Origin of the sequence: Pseudomonas sp. LAIL14HWK12:I1, from assembly GCF_003202095.1 — a bacterium.
GTDB classification, from domain to species: Bacteria; Pseudomonadota; Gammaproteobacteria; order Pseudomonadales; family Pseudomonadaceae; genus Aquipseudomonas; species Aquipseudomonas monteilii.
Genome location: NZ_QJKG01000004.1, coordinates 208,103 through 224,980 on the forward strand (window position 1 = coordinate 208,103; position 16,878 = coordinate 224,980).

Annotated in this window: 19 protein-coding genes; 11 read left to right on the top strand and 8 right to left on the bottom strand. The window is 63.4% G+C overall.

The genetic code is table 11. The annotated features are described in order from the left end of the window. Nucleotides 1-60: 60 nt before the first annotated feature. The 3 genes from D906_RS12910 to D906_RS12920 all read right to left on the bottom strand — a co-directional run bounded on the left by D906_RS12910 (nucleotide 61) and on the right by D906_RS12920 (nucleotide 3,855). Nucleotides 61-2,115 (bottom strand): bifunctional diguanylate cyclase/phosphodiesterase, encoded by a 2,055-nt coding sequence (locus D906_RS12910; RefSeq protein WP_019099627.1) that lies wholly within the window; start codon nucleotides 2,113-2,115, stop codon nucleotides 61-63. A 259-nt stretch (nucleotides 2,116-2,374) separates the two neighbouring features. Next, a complete protein-coding gene (locus D906_RS12915; RefSeq protein ID WP_012274023.1) occupies nucleotides 2,375-2,971 on the bottom strand; it encodes a superoxide dismutase in 597 nt (198 codons plus the stop codon). 284 nt (nucleotides 2,972-3,255) lie between these two features. Then, complete coding sequence (locus tag D906_RS12920; protein WP_019099626.1) at nucleotides 3,256-3,855, bottom strand: LysE/ArgO family amino acid transporter; 600 nt, start codon at nucleotides 3,853-3,855, stop codon at nucleotides 3,256-3,258. Nucleotides 3,856-3,955: 100 nt separating this feature from the next. Here D906_RS12920 and D906_RS12925 point away from each other — a divergent pair, with 100 nt between their 5' ends. The 3 genes from D906_RS12925 to D906_RS12935 all read left to right on the top strand — a co-directional run bounded on the left by D906_RS12925 (nucleotide 3,956) and on the right by D906_RS12935 (nucleotide 6,847). Further along, nucleotides 3,956-4,846 carry a LysR family transcriptional regulator ArgP gene (locus D906_RS12925; protein WP_019099625.1) on the top strand — a complete coding sequence of 297 codons (891 nt, stop codon included), beginning with the start codon at nucleotides 3,956-3,958 and terminating at the stop codon, nucleotides 4,844-4,846. A 49-nt stretch (nucleotides 4,847-4,895) separates the two neighbouring features. Continuing rightward, a complete protein-coding gene (locus D906_RS12930) occupies nucleotides 4,896-5,891 on the top strand; it encodes an NAD(P)-dependent oxidoreductase (protein ID WP_027615387.1) in 996 nt (331 codons plus the stop codon). A gap of 86 nt (nucleotides 5,892-5,977) precedes the next feature. Further along, nucleotides 5,978-6,847 (top strand): hypothetical protein, encoded by an 870-nt coding sequence (locus D906_RS12935; RefSeq protein WP_025753944.1) that lies wholly within the window; start codon nucleotides 5,978-5,980, stop codon nucleotides 6,845-6,847. Nucleotides 6,848-6,914: 67 nt separating this feature from the next. On the opposite strand, the gene D906_RS12940 is transcribed toward D906_RS12935, so the two are convergent. Together D906_RS12940 and D906_RS12945 are read right to left on the bottom strand one after the other, a co-directional pair. Next, nucleotides 6,915-7,964 carry an alkene reductase gene (locus D906_RS12940; RefSeq protein WP_025753943.1) on the bottom strand — a complete coding sequence of 350 codons (1,050 nt, stop codon included), beginning with the start codon at nucleotides 7,962-7,964 and terminating at the stop codon, nucleotides 6,915-6,917. Between the two features lie 17 nt (nucleotides 7,965-7,981). After that, nucleotides 7,982-8,284, bottom strand: a complete 303-nt coding sequence (locus tag D906_RS12945) for a helix-turn-helix transcriptional regulator (protein WP_019099623.1) — start codon at nucleotides 8,282-8,284, stop codon at nucleotides 7,982-7,984. 150 nt (nucleotides 8,285-8,434) lie between these two features. On the opposite strand from D906_RS12945, the gene D906_RS12950 reads away from it, so the two are divergent. Beyond that, nucleotides 8,435-9,019, top strand: a complete 585-nt coding sequence (locus D906_RS12950) for an ACP phosphodiesterase (protein WP_019099622.1) — start codon at nucleotides 8,435-8,437, stop codon at nucleotides 9,017-9,019. A 124-nt stretch (nucleotides 9,020-9,143) separates the two neighbouring features. Here the strand turns inward: D906_RS12950 and D906_RS12960 are convergent, their stop codons facing one another. Together D906_RS12960 and olsB are read right to left on the bottom strand one after the other, a co-directional pair. After that, a complete protein-coding gene (locus tag D906_RS12960) occupies nucleotides 9,144-9,932 on the bottom strand; it encodes a lysophospholipid acyltransferase family protein (protein ID WP_019099621.1) in 789 nt (262 codons plus the stop codon). Beyond that, nucleotides 9,932-10,687 carry an L-ornithine N(alpha)-acyltransferase gene (gene olsB, locus D906_RS12965; protein ID WP_016713610.1) on the bottom strand — a complete coding sequence of 252 codons (756 nt, stop codon included), beginning with the start codon at nucleotides 10,685-10,687 and terminating at the stop codon, nucleotides 9,932-9,934. Before olsB ends, D906_RS12960 begins: the two co-directional genes overlap by 1 nt. A gap of 159 nt (nucleotides 10,688-10,846) precedes the next feature. Here olsB and D906_RS12970 point away from each other — a divergent pair, with 159 nt between their 5' ends. From D906_RS12970 to D906_RS12995, 6 genes are all read left to right on the top strand, one after another. Further along, nucleotides 10,847-11,734: an acyl-CoA dehydrogenase gene (locus tag D906_RS12970; protein WP_027615388.1), complete on the top strand. Its 888-nt coding sequence runs from the start codon at nucleotides 10,847-10,849 to the stop codon at nucleotides 11,732-11,734. A 75-nt stretch (nucleotides 11,735-11,809) separates the two neighbouring features. Beyond that, on the top strand, nucleotides 11,810-12,889 hold the full coding sequence (locus D906_RS12975; protein ID WP_033694651.1) for a serine hydrolase: 1,080 nt from the start codon (nucleotides 11,810-11,812) through the stop codon (nucleotides 12,887-12,889). Continuing rightward, a complete protein-coding gene (locus D906_RS12980) occupies nucleotides 12,886-13,182 on the top strand; it encodes a hypothetical protein (protein WP_027615390.1) in 297 nt (98 codons plus the stop codon). The genes D906_RS12975 and D906_RS12980 overlap by 4 nt, the downstream gene beginning before the upstream one ends. A 44-nt stretch (nucleotides 13,183-13,226) precedes the next feature. After that, the gene (locus D906_RS12985) at nucleotides 13,227-13,808 is read left to right on the top strand and encodes a YceI family protein (protein ID WP_027615391.1); all 582 of its coding nucleotides are present in this window, start codon (nucleotides 13,227-13,229) and stop codon (nucleotides 13,806-13,808) included. Nucleotide 13,809: 1 nt separating this feature from the next. After that, on the top strand, nucleotides 13,810-14,967 hold the full coding sequence (locus D906_RS12990; protein WP_025753936.1) for a phosphatidylserine/phosphatidylglycerophosphate/cardiolipin synthase family protein: 1,158 nt from the start codon (nucleotides 13,810-13,812) through the stop codon (nucleotides 14,965-14,967). Nucleotides 14,968-15,011: 44 nt separating this feature from the next. Further along, a complete protein-coding gene (locus D906_RS12995; protein WP_016713616.1) occupies nucleotides 15,012-15,590 on the top strand; it encodes a DJ-1/PfpI family protein in 579 nt (192 codons plus the stop codon). 44 nt (nucleotides 15,591-15,634) lie between these two features. On the opposite strand, the gene D906_RS13000 is transcribed toward D906_RS12995, so the two are convergent. After that, entirely contained in the window at nucleotides 15,635-16,033 is a 399-nt protein-coding gene (locus tag D906_RS13000; protein ID WP_025753935.1) for a nuclear transport factor 2 family protein, read from the bottom strand. A gap of 115 nt (nucleotides 16,034-16,148) precedes the next feature. On the opposite strand from D906_RS13000, the gene D906_RS13005 reads away from it, so the two are divergent. Next, on the top strand, nucleotides 16,149-16,739 hold the full coding sequence (locus tag D906_RS13005) for a GNAT family N-acetyltransferase (protein WP_019099616.1): 591 nt from the start codon (nucleotides 16,149-16,151) through the stop codon (nucleotides 16,737-16,739). The last annotated feature ends 139 nt before the right edge of the window (nucleotides 16,740-16,878 follow it).

The window sequence follows — 16,878 nt, forward strand, 5'->3', positions numbered from 1 at the left end:
AAAGAGGCGGCGTGCAATTCATGTAAATGGCGGTCACGGCGTGTAACCGGGCAGGCGTACTCAGAACATCGAAACCTGGTGACGCTGCGCCTGCTTCAGGAAACTGGTCAGCTCGCGGGCCGACAGCGGCTTGCTGTAGTGGTAGCCCTGGCCCTCGTGGCAGCCCTGGGCAACGATGTAGGTTTCCTGCTCGGCGGTTTCCACGCCTTCGGCGATCACCTGCATGCCCAGGCTCTTGCCCAGCTGGATGATGGCGCGAACGATGGTGGCGTCGTCATCGTCGTCGAGGAGGTCCTGGACGAAGCTCTTGTCGATCTTGATCTTGTCCAGCGGCAGCGATTTCAGGTAACTGAGCGACGAATAGCCGGTGCCGAAGTCGTCGATGGCAATCAGTGCCCCGGAACGGCGCAGGCTCAGCAGATGCTGGGCAGCGGTGCTGATGTCTTCCATCAGGCCGGTTTCGGTGACTTCCAGCTCCAGGCTGCGCGGTGGCAGGCGATAAGCCTGCAGCAGGTTGTTGACCACCCGTGGCAGCTCGCTGTGGTGCAGCTGTACGGTCGACAGGTTGACCGCCATGCGCAGCTCACTGAAGCCCTGGTCGTGCCATTCGCGCAGTTGCCGGCAGGCTTGGTCCAGTACCCATTCGCCGATGCTGATGATGCTGCCGTTTTGCTCGGCCAACGGGATGAACTGGTCGGGCGGCACCATGCCCAGCTCCGGGTGCTGCCAGCGCAGCAGCGCTTCCACGCCGACCACGCGGTGGTCGCGGTAGCTGATTTGTGGCTGATAAACCAGGTACAGCTGGTTGCGTGGCAGGGCTTCGCGCAGGTCTTTTTCCAGCTCGCGGCGGCGGCGCATCTCGCTGTCGACGCTGGCAATGTAGAACTGGTAGCGGTTGCGCGAACGGGCCTTGGCCAAGGTCATGGTCTGTTCGGCTTTTTGCAGGAGTTTCTCCGTGCTGTCGCCGTCTTCGGGGAACAGGGTAATGCCGATGGTGGCGCGCAGACGGATCTGCTGGTGGTGGTCGAGGTCGAACGGCACTTCCAGGTCGTCGAGGATGCTTTGCGCCAGTTCGGCTGCCTCGTAGGGCTGCTCGATATTGGCTTGCACCAGGGCAAACTGGTCACCGCCCAGTCGCGCCAGGGCCCCCAGCCGGCCACTGTGGGCGCGCAGGCGGTCAGCCAGGGCCAGCAGCAACTGGTCGCCCACCTGGTAGCTGAATTGCTCGTTGATGCCCTTGAAATCGTCAAGGCCCACGCACAACACCGCCACACGGTGCTGCAGGCGACCGCCGTCGACGAGAATCTTGTCCAGTTGCTGCTGCAGTTGCTGGCGGTTGGGCAGGCCGGTGAGGAAATCGTACTGGGCCATGCGTTGCAGGCTGTTTTCGGCCTCGTGGCGCAGGTGGGTGTTGCGCTCGATCGAAGCCAGCAACTGGTTGGCGGTGTTGACCCACAGGCCCAGTTCGTTCTTCTCGTGGCCCTTGAGCAGCGGTATCTGGTGCTGACTGGGGCGGTCGGGGTTGATTTGGGTGAGGTGCTCGATGATCTTGGACAGCGGCTTGGTCAGCAGCCAGTGGTACACCAGGTACAGCACCAGGCCCATGGCCAAGGCCCGCAACACGCCGGAAATGAAGATGATTACCGCATTGATCAGGAAGTCTTCGCCGTAGGACGATGTGTCGAGGGTGATGCTGAGGTCGCCGTAGTATTCGCTGTAAGGGCCACGGCCGACCAGTTGTGTGGTGTAGGTGCGTTCCTGGCCGAGGATAAGATCGGTCAGCCAGCGCATGGACATGTCCTGCAGCGGGCGCGACTTTTCGGCCAGCATGGTTTCGTTGGGGTGCCCGATGGAGGCCATACGCACCGATTCGTCCTGGAACAGGCCTTCCATCACTTGCATGCCCATTTCGCGGTCGAGGCTGTACACCGCCTGGGTGGAAGGGTCACGGAACATGTCGAGGATGCGCTGGGCATCGTTGTTAACGGCCTGGCGGGTCTTGTAGGTGTCGTAGACGATTTGCGCACAGCTGAGCACAACGCCGACTGCCAGCGCCGACAGCAGCACGACCCTGAGCAACTTGACCGACAAGCTGTTCCGCAATTCCAGCTTCAATGGGGTTTCCTTAATCCATGCGCATGGCATCATTTTGCCATCAACGATGACGATACACTATCGGCCGATCATGAGCAGTGTATCGGTTGCCTGACCCCGCAACTTGAATGCGCTGTGTGAATCTTCCAGAGGTTTGATGTTAGCGCGCTATGCGGGCTGAGCAAGCAAAACCGTGTTGGCGTTCGTGGGCGCGGGAGGCCGGTACTGGCATAAAAAAACCCGGCACAGGGCCGGGTCTTCATGTTCAGGGCTGAATGACTCAGGCCTTGAAGGTCTTGCCTTCGAACTGTTCGGCAACGAAGGCCCAGTTGACCAGGTTCCAGAACGCCTCGACGTACTTCGGACGCAGGTTGCGGTAGTCGATGTAGTAGGCGTGTTCCCAGACGTCGCAGGTCAGCAGCGGGGTGTCGCCGCTGGTCAGCGGGCAACCGGCGCCGATGGTGCTGGCCAGGGCCAGGGAACCGTCAGCTTTCTTCACCAGCCAGCCCCAGCCGGAACCGAAGGTACCAACCGAAGTCTTGGTGAACTCTTCCTTGAACTTGTCGAAGGACCCGAAAGCGGCGTTGATGGCGTCAGCCAGGGCACCGGTCGGTTGACCACCGGCGTTTGGCGCCAGGCAGTTCCAGTAGAAGGTGTGGTTCCAGACCTGAGCGGCGTTGTTGAAGATGCCGCCCGAAGAGGTCTTGACGATCTCTTCCAGGGTCTTGCCTTCGAATTCGGTGCCTGGGACCAGGTTGTTCAGGTTCACGACATAGGTGTTGTGGTGCTTGTCGTGGTGAAACTCCAGGGTTTCCTTGGAGATGTGCGGCTGCAGGGCATCGTGGGCGTACGGCAGCGGCGGCAATTCAAAAGCCATGGTGGATCTCCTGATTCAGGTCTAGTTCGCGGTTTGCGCAGGGCCGATCACGGGCGGCCCTATGTACGTCGGCGAGTTTGTACTCTTTGCGACGCAAGGGCCCGATCATAGCACCAGCCCCGGCGCATAACCACGCAACAAACATAGGGAATAGAGGTTCCAGAGCGGTTGGGGTGTGCCGACCGGTGGTGTTCGGCTTACCCCTTGTGGCGCCTGGCAGATCGAGCGCCGCCCGCGCGGCGCTCGATCTGCCAGGCGCTAGAAATGTTGTGACAAGCCCAGGGTCAGTTGAAGATCAACTGCGCCGCCACCGCGAACATCATCACCGCCACCATCAAATCGAGCATGCGCCAGGTTGCCGGCCGTGCCAGCCACGGTGCCAGCCAGGCTGCGCCGATGGCCAGGGTGGAGAACCACAGCAGCGAAGCACTGGCCGCGCCCGCCACGTAGGCACCGGGGGCGGTCTGCTGGGCGCCCAGCGAGCCGATCAGCAACACCGTGTCGAGGTACACGTGCGGGTTCAGCAGCGTCACTGCCAGGGCGCTGAGCAGCACTGCGCGGCGTGAGCGCATGCCTTGGCCTTCCTGGTGCTGCAGGCTCTGCTTGGAGCAGGCGCTGCGCAGTGCCTTGGCGCCGTACCAGATCAGGAACACCGCACCGCCCCAGCGCGCGACCGCGAGCAAGGTCGGGTTGTGCGCCAGTACCGTGGCCAGGCCAAACACACCGGCAGCCACCAGAATGGCGTCACAGACGATGCACAGCGCCGCCACGGGCAAGTGATGTTCCCGGCGCAGGCTCTGGGCGAGGACGAAGGCGTTCTGAGCGCCGATGGCCATGATCAGGCCGAAGGCCACCAGCATGCCGTTGAGATAGCTTTGCCACATGATGGGGCTCTCCGGAAAGGTCATAAAAGATGCTGGCTATTGTGATGACCGGCGCTGTATAAGAAAAACAAATAAAGCTGATAAGGCATTAGAGAAATCGATGTTCGACTACAAGCTGCTGGCCGCCCTCGCGGCGGTGATCGAACAGGGGGGGTTCGAGCGTGCGGCGCAAGTGCTCGGCTTGTCGCAGTCGGCCATTTCCCAGCGCATCAAGCTGCTGGAGGCGCGCGTCGGCCAGCCGGTGCTGGTGCGTGCCACGCCGCCAGGCCCGACCGAGGTAGGCCGCCAGTTGCTCAACCATGTGCAGCAGGTGCGCCTGCTTGAACGTGACTTGCAGCGCCAGGTGCCGGCGCTGGACGAAGAGGGTATGCCGGAGCGCCTGCGCATCGCCCTCAACGCCGACAGCCTGGCCACTTGGTGGGCCGGCGCGGTGGGGGATTTCTGCGCACAGCAGAACGTTTTGACCGACTTGGTGGTAGAGGACCAGGAAGTGGGCCTCAAACGTATGCGTGCCGGCGAAGTGGCGGCCTGCCTGTGTGGTAGTGAGCGCCCGGTAGCGGGGGCACGCAGCCAGCCACTGGGCGCCATGCGCTACCGGGCACTGGCTAGCCCCGGGTTCATGGCGCGGCATTTTCCCCAGGGTTTTGTCGCCAGCCGCCTGGCCCGTACCCCGGCGATCGTGTATGGCCCGGACGACTTCCTGCAGCATCGCTACCTGGCATCGCTGGGCATCGAGGACGGTTTTCTGCATCACCTGTGCCCGTCCTCCGAAGGCTTCCTGCGCATGACCGAGGCCGGCCTGGGCTGGGGACTGGTGCCCGAATTGCAGGCCCGGGAGCAACTGGCCAGCGGGCAGTTGGTGGAAATCTGCCGCGATACCCCTATCGATGTGCCGCTGTACTGGCATCATTGGCGCAATGGCGGGCAATTGCTCGCGCAACTGACCGACCACCTGCGGTACACCGCACTGCAATGGCTGGTGCCCTTGTAGCCACGGCTGGCGTCAGTTGCATCTGAAATCTGGCAAGACGGAGTCTTACATGCGAATTCTGGTCACCGGCGCGAGCGGCTTCATCGGCGGGCGCTTTGCGCGCTTTGCCCTGGAGCAGGGCCTGGACGTGCGGGTCAGCGGCCGCCGCGCCGAAGGGGTCGAGCACCTGGTCAAGCGCGGCGCCCAGTTCATCCCTGGCGACCTGGGCGATGCCGAGCTGGCCCGTCGCTTGTGCCAGGGCGTCGAGGCCGTGGTGCACTGCGCTGGCGCGGTGGGCAGCTGGGGGCGCTACCAGGACTTCTACCAAGGCAACGTGGTGGTTACCGAGAACGTGGTTGAGGGCTGCTTGAAGGAGCATGTCAGGCGCCTGGTGCACCTGTCGTCGCCGTCGATCTATTTCAATGGCCGTTCGCGCCTGGATGTCCGTGAAGACCAGGTACCGCGCCGCTTCCACGACCATTACGGGCAAACCAAGCACCTGGCCGAGCAGAAAGTATTCGGCGCGCAGGAGTTTGGCCTGGAAGTGCTGGCGCTGCGCCCGCGCTTCGTCACGGGCGCCGGTGATGCCAGCATTTTCCCGAAGCTGATGCAAATGCAGCGCAAAGGCCGCGTGGCAATCATCGGCAATGGCCTGAACAAAGTTGACTTCACCAGTGTGCACAACCTTAACGAGGCGCTGCTCAGCGCCTTGTTCGCCGACGATAGGGCGCTGGGCCAGGCCTATAACATCAGCAACGGCCAGCCGCTGCCGCTGTGGGATGTGGTCAACTACGTGATGCGCCAGATGCAGCTGCCGCAGGTTACCCGCTACCGTTCCTACGGCCTGGCCTACAGCCTGGCCGCGCTGAACGAGGCGGCCTGCATGCTGTGGCCAGGTCGCCCGCAACCGACCTTGTCGCGCCTGGGGATGCAGGTGATGAGCCGCGATTTCACCCTGGATATCAGCCGCGCCCGGCAGTATCTGGAGTACCAGCCCAAGGTCAGCCTGTGGACAGCGCTGGATGAATTCTGTGGCTGGTGGAAGCACCTGCCGCCGGGGCAGTGAAGCGCAGGGCTGACAATGGTCATCAATGCGCCGCGTTGGCGGTTTATACTCGTGCCTCTTTGCGACTAACGCGGTTGAATGTATCCATGCGTAACCATGCTCACGATGACTACGATGACGTGCCTACCTTGCGTGCGGGCACCGTTGATGATGACGAACTGATGCCGGCGCATGTCGTGCGCAGCCGCCAGAAGGCCGCGCGCGGGCCAAGCACGGCGCCGTTGTGGGCGTTGCTCGGTGCTTCGTTCATCGCCTTGGTAGGCCTGGGTTGGTGGAGCTTCCAGCAGATCTCCTTGATGGAGCAGCAACTGGTGGCGACCCAGGAAAGTTTTGCCCGCATCAGTGAAGAAGCGGCAGGGCGCCTGCAGGCGATCAGCGGCAAGGTGGATGCCAGCGAGTCTGGCGCTACCACCAGCAGCGAGGCATTGAAGCTTCAACTGCGCCAGTTGCAGAAAGGTGTGGCCGGGCAGACCGGTGACCTGGGCAAACGCCTGGAACAGGTGCTGGCCGATACCCGTGAACAGCAGAAGGCTGTGACCGAGCTGCAAAGCCAGTTGCAGGCGCAGTTGAAGCTGGTGAATGGCGAACTGGCCGCGCTGCGTTCGGGCCAGGTGGATGGGGGCAAGCTGGATGCCCAGTTCAAGGGGCTGAACGAGCAGGTTGCCGCGCTGAAAGCCGCGCAGGTGGATGGCGGCAAGCTGGATGTGCAGCTCAAGAGCCTGGGCAGCGATATAGCAGCGCTGAAGAAGCAGGGGAACCCGAGCGCTGCCATTCAAGGCCTGGAGCAGGACATGCTGGTGCTCAAGAGCCAGATCGACAACCGCCCGGCTGCGGCGGCGTCCGGTGGTGCTTCGGTGCAGGAGTTCGATGCCTTCCGAGCTCAGATGACCCGGAACCTGAATACTTTGCAGAGTCAGATTCAGAACCTGCAACAGCAGATCAACGCCCGGCAGTGACACCGCAGGGGAGGGCGTTGCCCTCCATTCGCGGCACAGGGCCGCAAAGCGGCCCCGGCAATCTCGATTACAACCGCGGGTAATCGATGTACCCCACCGGGCCCCTGCCATAGAAGGTCTCGGGTCGCGCCTCGTTCAGTGGCGCATCCGCCGCCAACCGCGCCGGCAAATCAGGGTTGGCGATGAACGGCACGCCAAACGCCACAGCATCGGCCTTGCCGCTGGCCAGCGCCGCATTGGCACTGGCTTTGTCAAACCGCTCATTGACGATGTAAGGGCCGCCAAACGCTTCCTTGATCAGTGGACCAATGCTGTCATCGGCTTCCCTTTCCCGCGAGCAGATAAAGGCAATGCCACGCTTGCCCAGTTCACGGGCCACGTAGGTAAAGGTTTCGGCGCGATCGGCATCGCCCATGTCGTGCGCATCGGCACGCGGTGCCAGGTGCACGCCCACGCGGTTCGCGCCCCACACTTCAATGGCTGCATCGGTCACTTCCAGTAGCAGGCGTGCACGGTTTTCCAGCGAGCCGCCATAGCGGTCAGTGCGCTGGTTGGTGCTGCTTTGCAGGAACTGGTCGAGCAGGTAACCGTTGGCGCCGTGGATTTCTACACCATCAAAGCCAGCCGCCTTGGCATTCTCGGCACCGCTGCGGTAAGCCTCGACGATGTCGATGATTTCTTCGGTTTCCAGCGCGCGTGGGGTGGGGTAGTCACTCAACGGGCGCACCAGGCTTACATGCCCCTTGGGCTGGATCGCGCTGGGGGCCACCGGCAGCTCGCCGTTCAGGTAGCTGGGGTGGGAGATACGGCCAACGTGCCACAGTTGCAGGAAGATGCGTCCGCCTGCGGCATGCACAGCCTTGGTGACGTTGTTCCAGCCACGTACCTGCTCGTCGTTCCAGATACCGGGGGTATCCGGGTAGCCGACCCCCATGGCACTGACCGACGTCGCCTCGCTGAGGATCAGCCCGGCGCTGGCGCGCTGCACGTAGTATTCGGCCATCAGCGCATTGGGCACGCGGCCTTCGTCGGCACGGCAGCGGGTGAGTGGGGCCATGATGATGCGGTTGGGCAGTTGCAGGTCGCCCAGGGTGATCGGATCGAAAAGCGTGGTCATAGCGGTTACCTGCTTTGTCAAAGTGCTTGGCGCAGTTGTTCGAGGAACGCCTCGATGGTGGCTTCGTCGCGTTTGAAGAAGTGCCATTGGCCGATCTTCTGGCTGCGGATCAGCCCGGCGCGCTGCAAGGTGGCCAGGTGGGCAGAGACGGTCGACTGCGACAGGCCGCAGCGTTGGTCGATCTGCCCGGCACACACACCGTTTTCGGTGCTGTGGTGCTGGTCGGGGAACTGCGTTGCCGGGTCTTTCAGCCAGCTGAGGATTTCTCGCCTGACCGGGTGGGCCAGCGCTTTTATGATTTCGTCGAGATCGAGAGGCATGGGTTGAGGCTCGTTGTAGCGGTATATCGCGATGGAGCGAAATGTAAATCGTCCGTTCCCGATATACAAATATGAAGAGGTTCTGAGCTGAGCACGAATCGCTATATCGCGTTATGACGATATAGGCGCAAGGGGTGCTAGACTGCGCGCATGAACTACCTTGCGCACCTGCACCTGGGCGGCCCGGCGCCGCAACAACTGCTTGGCAGCCTATATGGCGACTTTGTCAAAGGCTCGCTGGAAGGGCGCTTCCCGCCTGCGCTGGAAGCGGCCATACGGTTGCACCGGCATATCGACAGCTACACCGATCAGCACCCGTTGGTGCTGGCTGCACTGGCGCGGTTTGCGCGCGAGCGGCGGCGCTTTGCGGGCATTGTGCTGGACGTGTTTTTTGATCATTGCCTGGCGCGGCATTGGCAGGACTATGCCGAGCAGCCGCTGGCGCAGTTCACCGGGGATTTTTATCGGGTGTTGTTGGCGGAGCCCGAGCTGCCGGGGCGGCTGGCACGGATTGCGCCGTTCATGGCGGCTGATGACTGGCTGGGGGCGTATGGCGAGTTTGCCACGCTGGAGCAGGTGTTCAACGGCATTGCCCGGAGACTGTCCCGGCCGGAAGGGATGGCCGGTGTGATGGGGGAGCTGGAACGGCTGTATGAGCCGCTGATGGCGGACTTCCGGGAGTTTTACCCGCAGTTGCAGGCGTTTGCGGCGGCGGGGCGGATGTCTGACAGTTAGTTTTGTATTGGCTTCTTCGCGGGCTCGCCCGCTCCCACAGGTACGGCGCAGTTCTCAATATATGCGCGGGCCCTGTGGGAGCGGGCAAGCCCGCGAAGAGGCCAGCGCCGACAGTGCAAACGTATCAGGCAGCCCGCGCCTGCCGCCGTGGCACTGCTTCGACTTCTTCCACCCCGAACAACGCCAGGTGAATCACCTGTTGCGCCTGCAACGCCAGCACCGCCCGCTCTTTACCTACACTGCCAATTGGCGCCAGCAGGTGAATGCAAACCTCCCCCCGTGGCTGGGCGAACAGGCGCATCAGGTGTGACACCAAATCGTCATCGCCAATGAACGGCGCAATCGGGTCGATCTGGCCATCGCGCAAGTACTGGATAGCCACCGGCTGCACCGCCACACCCCGGTCGATGGCGCCTGCCAGCAGCCGGCCGTGGAAGGTGCGCAAGGTGCGACCGCAGGTGGTGGTGCCTTCGGGGAAGATCAGCAGCGGCCGGGCCAGGCCCAGTTGCCCGGCGATCTGCTCGCGCAGGCGCTGGCTGTCGCCACCGCCACGTCGAATGAACAGCGTTCCGGCTTTTTCCGCCAGCCAGCCGGCCACCGGCCAGTGACGCACTTCGGCTTTGGACAGGAACGAAAGCGGCAGCAGCATGCCCAGCAAGGGGATGTCGGTCCAGGAAACATGGTTACTCACCCATAGCATCGGCCGCTGCGGCAGTTCGCCCACCACCCGCACGTCGAAGGGCAGGGCGGCGACCAGGCGCTTCATGAACAGGCAGGTCCAGCGCTGGCGGCGTGCGATGGTGGCCTTGTAGCCCAAGCGTTCGCCAAGGGCGATCAGGCAGGCCATCAACATGCCCAGCAACAGCACCAGCAGCAGTCGAGCCAGGCGGGCCATTACCCGCAGCTTCGGCATCAGACGGCCGCCTTGAAGTGGCGCGCGTAGCGCGGGCACAGTTCGTCGCGCTTGAGCAGGATGAAGACATCAGCCACCTGGAAGTCTTCGTCCCAGCACGGCTCGCCGCAAATTTTTGCACCCAGGCGCATGTAGGCCTTGAGCAACGGTGGCATTTCGGCGATGACGTTACCCGGAAGGGCCAGGTTCGGCAGCGGGTTCTTCGGCTCGGCGCGCAGGTGCTCGGTGCACAGGTAACGATCACGCAGGCGCTGCATCACGGCATGGGCCTGCACGCCGCCGTCTTGCATGGGGATGCTGGCACAGCCCATCAGGTAGCTGTAGCGGCCCTCGTTGAGCACTTCGGCCAGTTCGCCCCACAACACGGCGATGGTGCCGCCGTTGCGGTAGTCGGGGGCGACGCAGGTACGGCCCAGTTCGAGGATGGGCCCTTGCAGCTGCAAAAGACCGTGCAGACGGAATTCTTCTTCACTGTAGAAGCGGCCCAGGCTGCTGGCGGCCTGGTGGTCGAGCAGACGGGTGGTGGCGACCAGCTCGCCGGTGCTCAGGTCGCGAACACCGATATGGCGGCAATGCACGTCGTAGTCGTCCATGTCCAGACCTTGCTCGGCACCCTTGAGCTTGGCCTTGAATTCTGCGCTGAACACTTTGTAGCGCAGGGCCTGGGCCTCTTGCAGCGCCGTGGCGCCAACCAGGCGTTCGGCTTGCAGACGGCGTTCAGTGCTGTTGTCGCCAGAGAGAGCGATCCGAGTCATTGCGAGTCTCCATAAGCCAGCCATGAAGGGTTGCGGCCGGTCGGCTTTGTTGTGCAAAGTCAGCCTAGGTAGGCGCGGTGTCACCCCTGTGAATCTTTGGTGATGCTTGCGTGACACCCCTAGAACCTTGACCAGAAAGCCCCAGCAAGGAGCCGTCACATGGCCTGGTTGCAACGACTGAACGACCCGCTTCGCCAAGCGCTGGCGGGCACCCTGGGCGAAACCTACGCCGTGCTGCTTGAGCGCCTCGGCCCGGTTGCCCCTTTTGAACTGGCGGTGTTGGGCGGGCGTGCGATGGCCACGCCGGGCCTGGCGTTCCTGGTGGGTTACCAGGCAGCCTTGCGCGTGCTGTGGCCCAGTGCCCCGCCAAGCCTCGGCGCCCTGTGCGCCACCGAGCGGCGCAGCGTGCGGCCAGCGGACATGCATACGCGGCTCGACCACTTGCGGCTCACGGGCAGCAAGGATTTCGTCACGGCCGGGCTGGATGCCGAGTGGCTACTGGTGGCGGCACGTAGCGAGGCGCCTGGCGCGGCGCCGCAGTTGAACCTGGCGGTGGTCTATCCCGGGGAGCCGGGAGTAACGCTGGAGCCGCTACCAGTCCTGCCGTTGATGCCGGAAGTGGGCCATGGCCGGCTGGTGCTGGAGCAGGCCGCATGCGAGTTGCTGGCCGGTGACGGTTGGGATGCCTATGTGAAACCGTTCCGCTCGCTGGAAGACTTGTATGTGCTGGCGGCGTTGACGGCCTGGTTATATGGCGTCGGACAGGAGTGCGCCTGGCCGCAGGGTTTGCGGCTGCAATTGATTGGGTTGCTGGCCGGGTGTGCCGAGGGCAGCCGGCAGTGTGCCGACAGTGTGGGGTGCCATTTGCTGCTGGGTGGGTTGTTTGCGCAGTTCCAGGCGTTGCGGGGGGAGGTTGATGCGGCACTGGCAGCGGGGCCGGCGCATTGGGCGCAGATCTGGCAGCGCGACCAAGGGGTGATGGGGCTGGCGGCGGCGGCCCGGGAGAAGCGGCTGAACAAAGCTTGGGCTGCTACGGGATTGTCATGAATGCCTGATAGTTTTTCATGAACTTCTGACTCCAGGGGCTGCGCAGCAGCCCCAAATTTGCGAGCCTTGAACCGGATGCTGAAAGGTCTGCTGCTGCTTTTTTGCATGGCTATGGCAACCGCCGAGGCCGAGGACTGGCCTGATCCGCAGTGGCAGACCGACCCTGACACCCTCAACTGGCAAGCCGTCGACACTTACGCCTTCCCCGCCCGCACCCCTGATCGCAGCGGCATCCGCACCGACGCCCTGCTGATCATCCGCGACGGCCGCATCCTCCACGAACGCTATGCGGCCCCCACCACTGCCGCCACCGCACACCTGACCTGGTCGGTCAGCAAAAGCGTGCTCGCCACGCTGATGGGCGTGGCACAAGGAGAGGGACGCTTCCAGCTGCAAGATCCGGTTACACGCTTCTATCCCGCCATGCGCACCCACCCGGGCGTGCGCATGACCGACCTGCTGCACTGGGCCAGTGGCCTGGACTGGCAGGAAGACTACGAATATGCCCCGCTCAAGTCCTCGGTGGTGGCCATGCTGTATACCCGTGGCCACGAAGACATGGCGGCCTACACGGCAGCACGGGGTGCGACGGCCAGCCCCGGCCAGCGGTTCCTCTATTCCAGTGGCGACAGCAACCTGCTGGCCGCCGCACTGCGCGGCATGCTCGATGCCGGGCAGTACGCCGAATACCCCTGGCACGCATTATTCACCCCGCTGGGTATCGACGGCGCGGTGTGGGAACGTGACCAGGCGGGCACCTACGTGGGCTCTTCCTACCTCTACCTCAGTGCCCGTGACCTGGCCCGTATCGGCTTGCTGATGCAACGGGAGGGGCGGTGGCAAGGTCGGCAACTGCTACCCAAGGCCTGGGTGGCCTTCAACCGTACACCGTTTGCCCATGCCGAACCTGTCCCCGCAGAGGCCAACCCAGGCGGCCACTGGTGGCTCAACCAGCCGTTGGCCGGCGCTACGCGGCCCTGGCCAAATGCGCCCGCAGACACCTTCGCCGCCCTGGGCCATTGGGGCCAGGCGCTGTACATCTTGCCCACGCAAAAGCTGGTGATCGTGCGCTATGCCGATGACCGGGACGGCGCTTACCAGCATGACGAACTGCTCAAGCGAGTGCTGGCCGCACTGGCCGGGGAGGGGGCATGAAGCGCGTACTGCTACTGGTGTTGCCAGGGCTGGTGTTCTGGTCCTGGTACGAGCGTCAGGCCCTGGCAGACTTCCCCGGTATCCTCTCGGCCTACTCGGCCAAGGAATACTGCTCGTGCCGCTTCGTCATGGGCTTCGAGCAGGCGTATTGCCAAGGCTATGTAAAACAGTGGCTGCCGCTGAGCCTGCTTGAAGAAAACACCCCGCAGCGGCACATCATTGCCGAGGGCCTGGGGCGGCGCAACCAGGCTGCCTGGCTGGGCCCGCGCGAGGGCTGCCGCTTGCTGCCATGAAGGCGGGCGGGTAAGGTTGGCGGCCTGGTTTCACGAGATCTGTCATGTTCAAGCTGCCCCGTCTTTTGCCCGCCCTGCTGCTGGCTTTGTGCCTGCCCGCCCACGCCAATTGGCACCTCGATGGCGAATCGTCGCGCCTGTCGTTCATTACCGGCAAGAACGGTGACACGGCCGAGGTGCATCGCTTTCTGGTGCTGCATGGCAAGGTCGACCGCAAGGGCGCGGCCGGCCTGAGTATCGAGATGGATTCGGTTAGCAGCGGCATCCCGCTGCGTGACGAGCGTATGCGTGACGACCTGTTCGAGGTCGAGCGTTTTGCCGAAGCCAAGGTGCAGGCGCAACTGGACCTGCGGCCAATCAACGACCTGGCCAACGGTGCCCAGATCGAACTGCGCCTGCCGCTTACCGTTACCCTGCATGGCCAGTCGCACAGCTACAACGCCCTGCTGCTGGCCACGCGTCTGGATGAACGACGCTTTCAGGTGGTAACCCTCGAACCCCTGGTGCTACGTGCCGAGGATTTCGGCCTGCTGCCTGGGCTGCAAACCCTGCGCAAGCTCGCCGGGCTCAAGTCCATCAACCCGTCGGTGCCGGTTAGCGCGGTGCTGATCTTCAACGCCCGCTGACATGCCGGGGCCGGTCTTCCCCTGGCGGGATGGCAACCAGTTCGAACTGCTGATCGACGGCCCCGAGTTCTTTCCGCGCATGCTCACGGCGATCGTGCGTGCTGAGTTCCAGGTCGATCTGGAGTTGTATCTGGTCGAGGCTGGCGCGTGTGCCGAAGCCGTGGTCGAGGCGTTGGAACAGGCCGCACGGCGCGGTGTACGGGTGCGCTGCCTGTTCGATGACTATGGCTCGCTGGCGTTCAACAGCACCTTGCGCCAGCGCCTGCTGGACGCCGGCGTGTACCTGCGTTGGTATAACCGCCTGCGCTGGAAGCGCGGCCTGCGCAACCTGTACCGCGACCACCGCAAACTGCTGCTGGTGGATGAACGCTGGGCAGTGGTGGGCGGCACGGGTGTTACCGACGAGTTCTGGACGCCGGGCGATGCGACCAGCGAATGGCATGAGGTGATGGTGCAGATCCAGGGGCCGGTGGTTACCGACTGGCAACTGCTGTTTGACCGCCAGTGGTCCGCCAACAACCGCCGCACTGCCTGGCGCCCCGCCGAAGGCTTTGGCCTGCCGCGCCTGCCCAAACTGCCTGCGCAAGGGCAAGGCATGGGGCGAGTGGCCTATGCCGACGCCCGCCAGCACCAGGACATTCTGCATTCGTTGGTGCGGGCGCTGAACAGTGGCAAGCAGCGGGTATGGCTGGCCACACCTTACTTTCTGCCGACCTGGAGCGTGCGCCGTTCGTTACGCCGTGCTGCCAGCAAAGGGCTTGATGTGCGCCTGTTGCTGACCGGCCCACGTACGGACCACCCGTCGGTACGCTACGCCGGGCACCGCTACTACCCACGGCTGCTGCGTGCCGGGGTGCGGATTTTCGAGTACCAACCGTGCTTCCTGCACCTGAAGATGGCCGTGGTCGATGACTGGGTCAGCGTCGGTTCGTGCAACTTCGACCACTGGAACCTGCGCTTCAACCTTGAAGCCAACATCGAGGCGCTGGACCCGCCACTGACGGCGGCGGTGGTGGCCAGCTTCGAGCGTGACTTTGCCTTGAGCGAGGAAGTCGACCTCGATCACTGGCATGCCCGGCCGCTGTGGCGCAGGGTGAAGCAGCGGATCTGGGGATGGATCGACCGGCTGGTGGTCAACCTGCTCGACCGCCGTGACTGACAGCGGCTATCGTGCAGTATCTGTTAACCGAAGGAGTGGGTGCGATGACGGCGAAGAAGATCCTGATGCTGGTGGGCGATTACGTCGAGGACTACGAGGCGATGGTGCCGTTCCAGGCCTTGAGCATGGTCGGCCACACGGTGCATGCGGTGTGCCCGGAAAAACTGGCGGGGCAGACGGTACGCACCGCCATTCATGATTTTGAGGGTGAGCAGACCTACAGCGAAAAGCCGGGGCACAACTTTGCCCTGAATTACGACTTCGTGCGGGTGCGGGCCGAGCGTTATGACGCACTGTTGATCCCCGGGGGCCGTGCGCCAGAGTACCTGCGCCTGGATGAAAAAGTGCTGGAGCTGGTGCGGGCGTTCGACCAGGCCGGCAAGCCGATTGCGGCGGTGTGCCATGGCGCCCAATTGCTGGCGGCGGCGGGTGTGCTGGAAGGGCGTGAATGCAGCGCGTACCCGGCCTGTGCGCCGGAAGTGCGGTTGGCGGGTGGGACGTTCATTGATATTGCGGTGGACCAGGCCCATGTGGATGGCAATCTGGTGACCGCACCGGCATGGCCAGCGCACCCTGCGTGGCTGGCTGCCTTCCTCAAGGTGTTAGGCACTCGTATTGCCTGACCGGGCCCCTTCGCGGGCTTGCCCGCGAAGAGGCCGGTACAGGCTTAGGCAACCTGCTCAACCCAGTCATTGAGGTTGCAGTAGTTGGTCACCCGGGCAATCTTGCCGCAGTGGATATAGAAGAAGGCCCCCGCCGACAGCACATAGGTCTGCCCGTTGGCCGCTGGCAGTCCTTCGTCATCGGCCAGGTATTCACCGTGTACCGTGAACTCTGCCGCCGCACGGCTGCCATCGGCGTTCTGCATCACCACGATGTCGGCCAGGCGCTCGCGGTAGCAGCGGTTCATCTTGTCCATGAACGCGGCAAACCGGGCCTTGCCCATCTCCCGCTCACCCTGGTTGATGTCGTGGATCACATCCTCGCTGAGCAGTGCCAGAAAGCCCTGCATGTCACCGGCGTTGAAGGCGGCATAGTAAGCATTTACCAGTTCGGTAGCGGTCATGGAACAGTACCTGTCGTGTAGGGAAAAGGCCGGTCGTCGCCCCGGATGATAGGGTTTCCCCTCAAGCCCGGCTTAGCCGAGCGCGTCATCCACATCGACAAAACGACCGCCAAGCATGGAAATACGCCTGTTGCACGGCGCCGCTATCGCGCCTTACATCGATGACCTTGCTCGCCTGCGCCTTAGCGTGTTTCGCGAGTTCCCCTACCTTTACGACGGCACTCCGGAATACGAGGCCGACCACCTCGCTACCTATGCCCGCTCCGGGCGCAGCCTGGCGGTGCTGGCACTGGACAACGGCAAGGTGGTTGGCGCCTCCACCGGCTTGCCATTGGTGGATGTAGCCCCCGAGTTCCAGCAGCCGTTCCTGGCCCAAGGGCGTGACCCGGCCAGCGTGTACTACTTCGGTGGGTCGCTGGTACTGCCGGAATACCGTGGTCAGGGCCTGGGGGTGCGCTTCTTCATCGAACGTGAATCTTACGCGCACAAGCTGGCCGAATTTGATTACTGCGCATTCTGTGCGGTCGAGCGGCCAGGCGTGCACCCCAGACGGCCAGCAGACTACAAACCATTGCACGGCTTCTGGCGTAACCGTGGTTTTCTGCACGACCCATCGTTGCGCACAAGCTTTGCCTGGCGAGACCTGGATGATACGGAAAGCACCGACAAACTGATGTCCTACTGGCTCAAGGAGCTGCCGATTTGAGCAGCGTGGCGGCCTGTACCTAGAGTCCTGTGGAAACAACGACGGCCCCTTCGCGGGCTTGCCCGCTCCCACAGGTATCGCATAGCCCTGAGGCCTGCGCTGTCCCTGTGGGAGTGGGCAAGCCCGCGAAGGGGCCGCC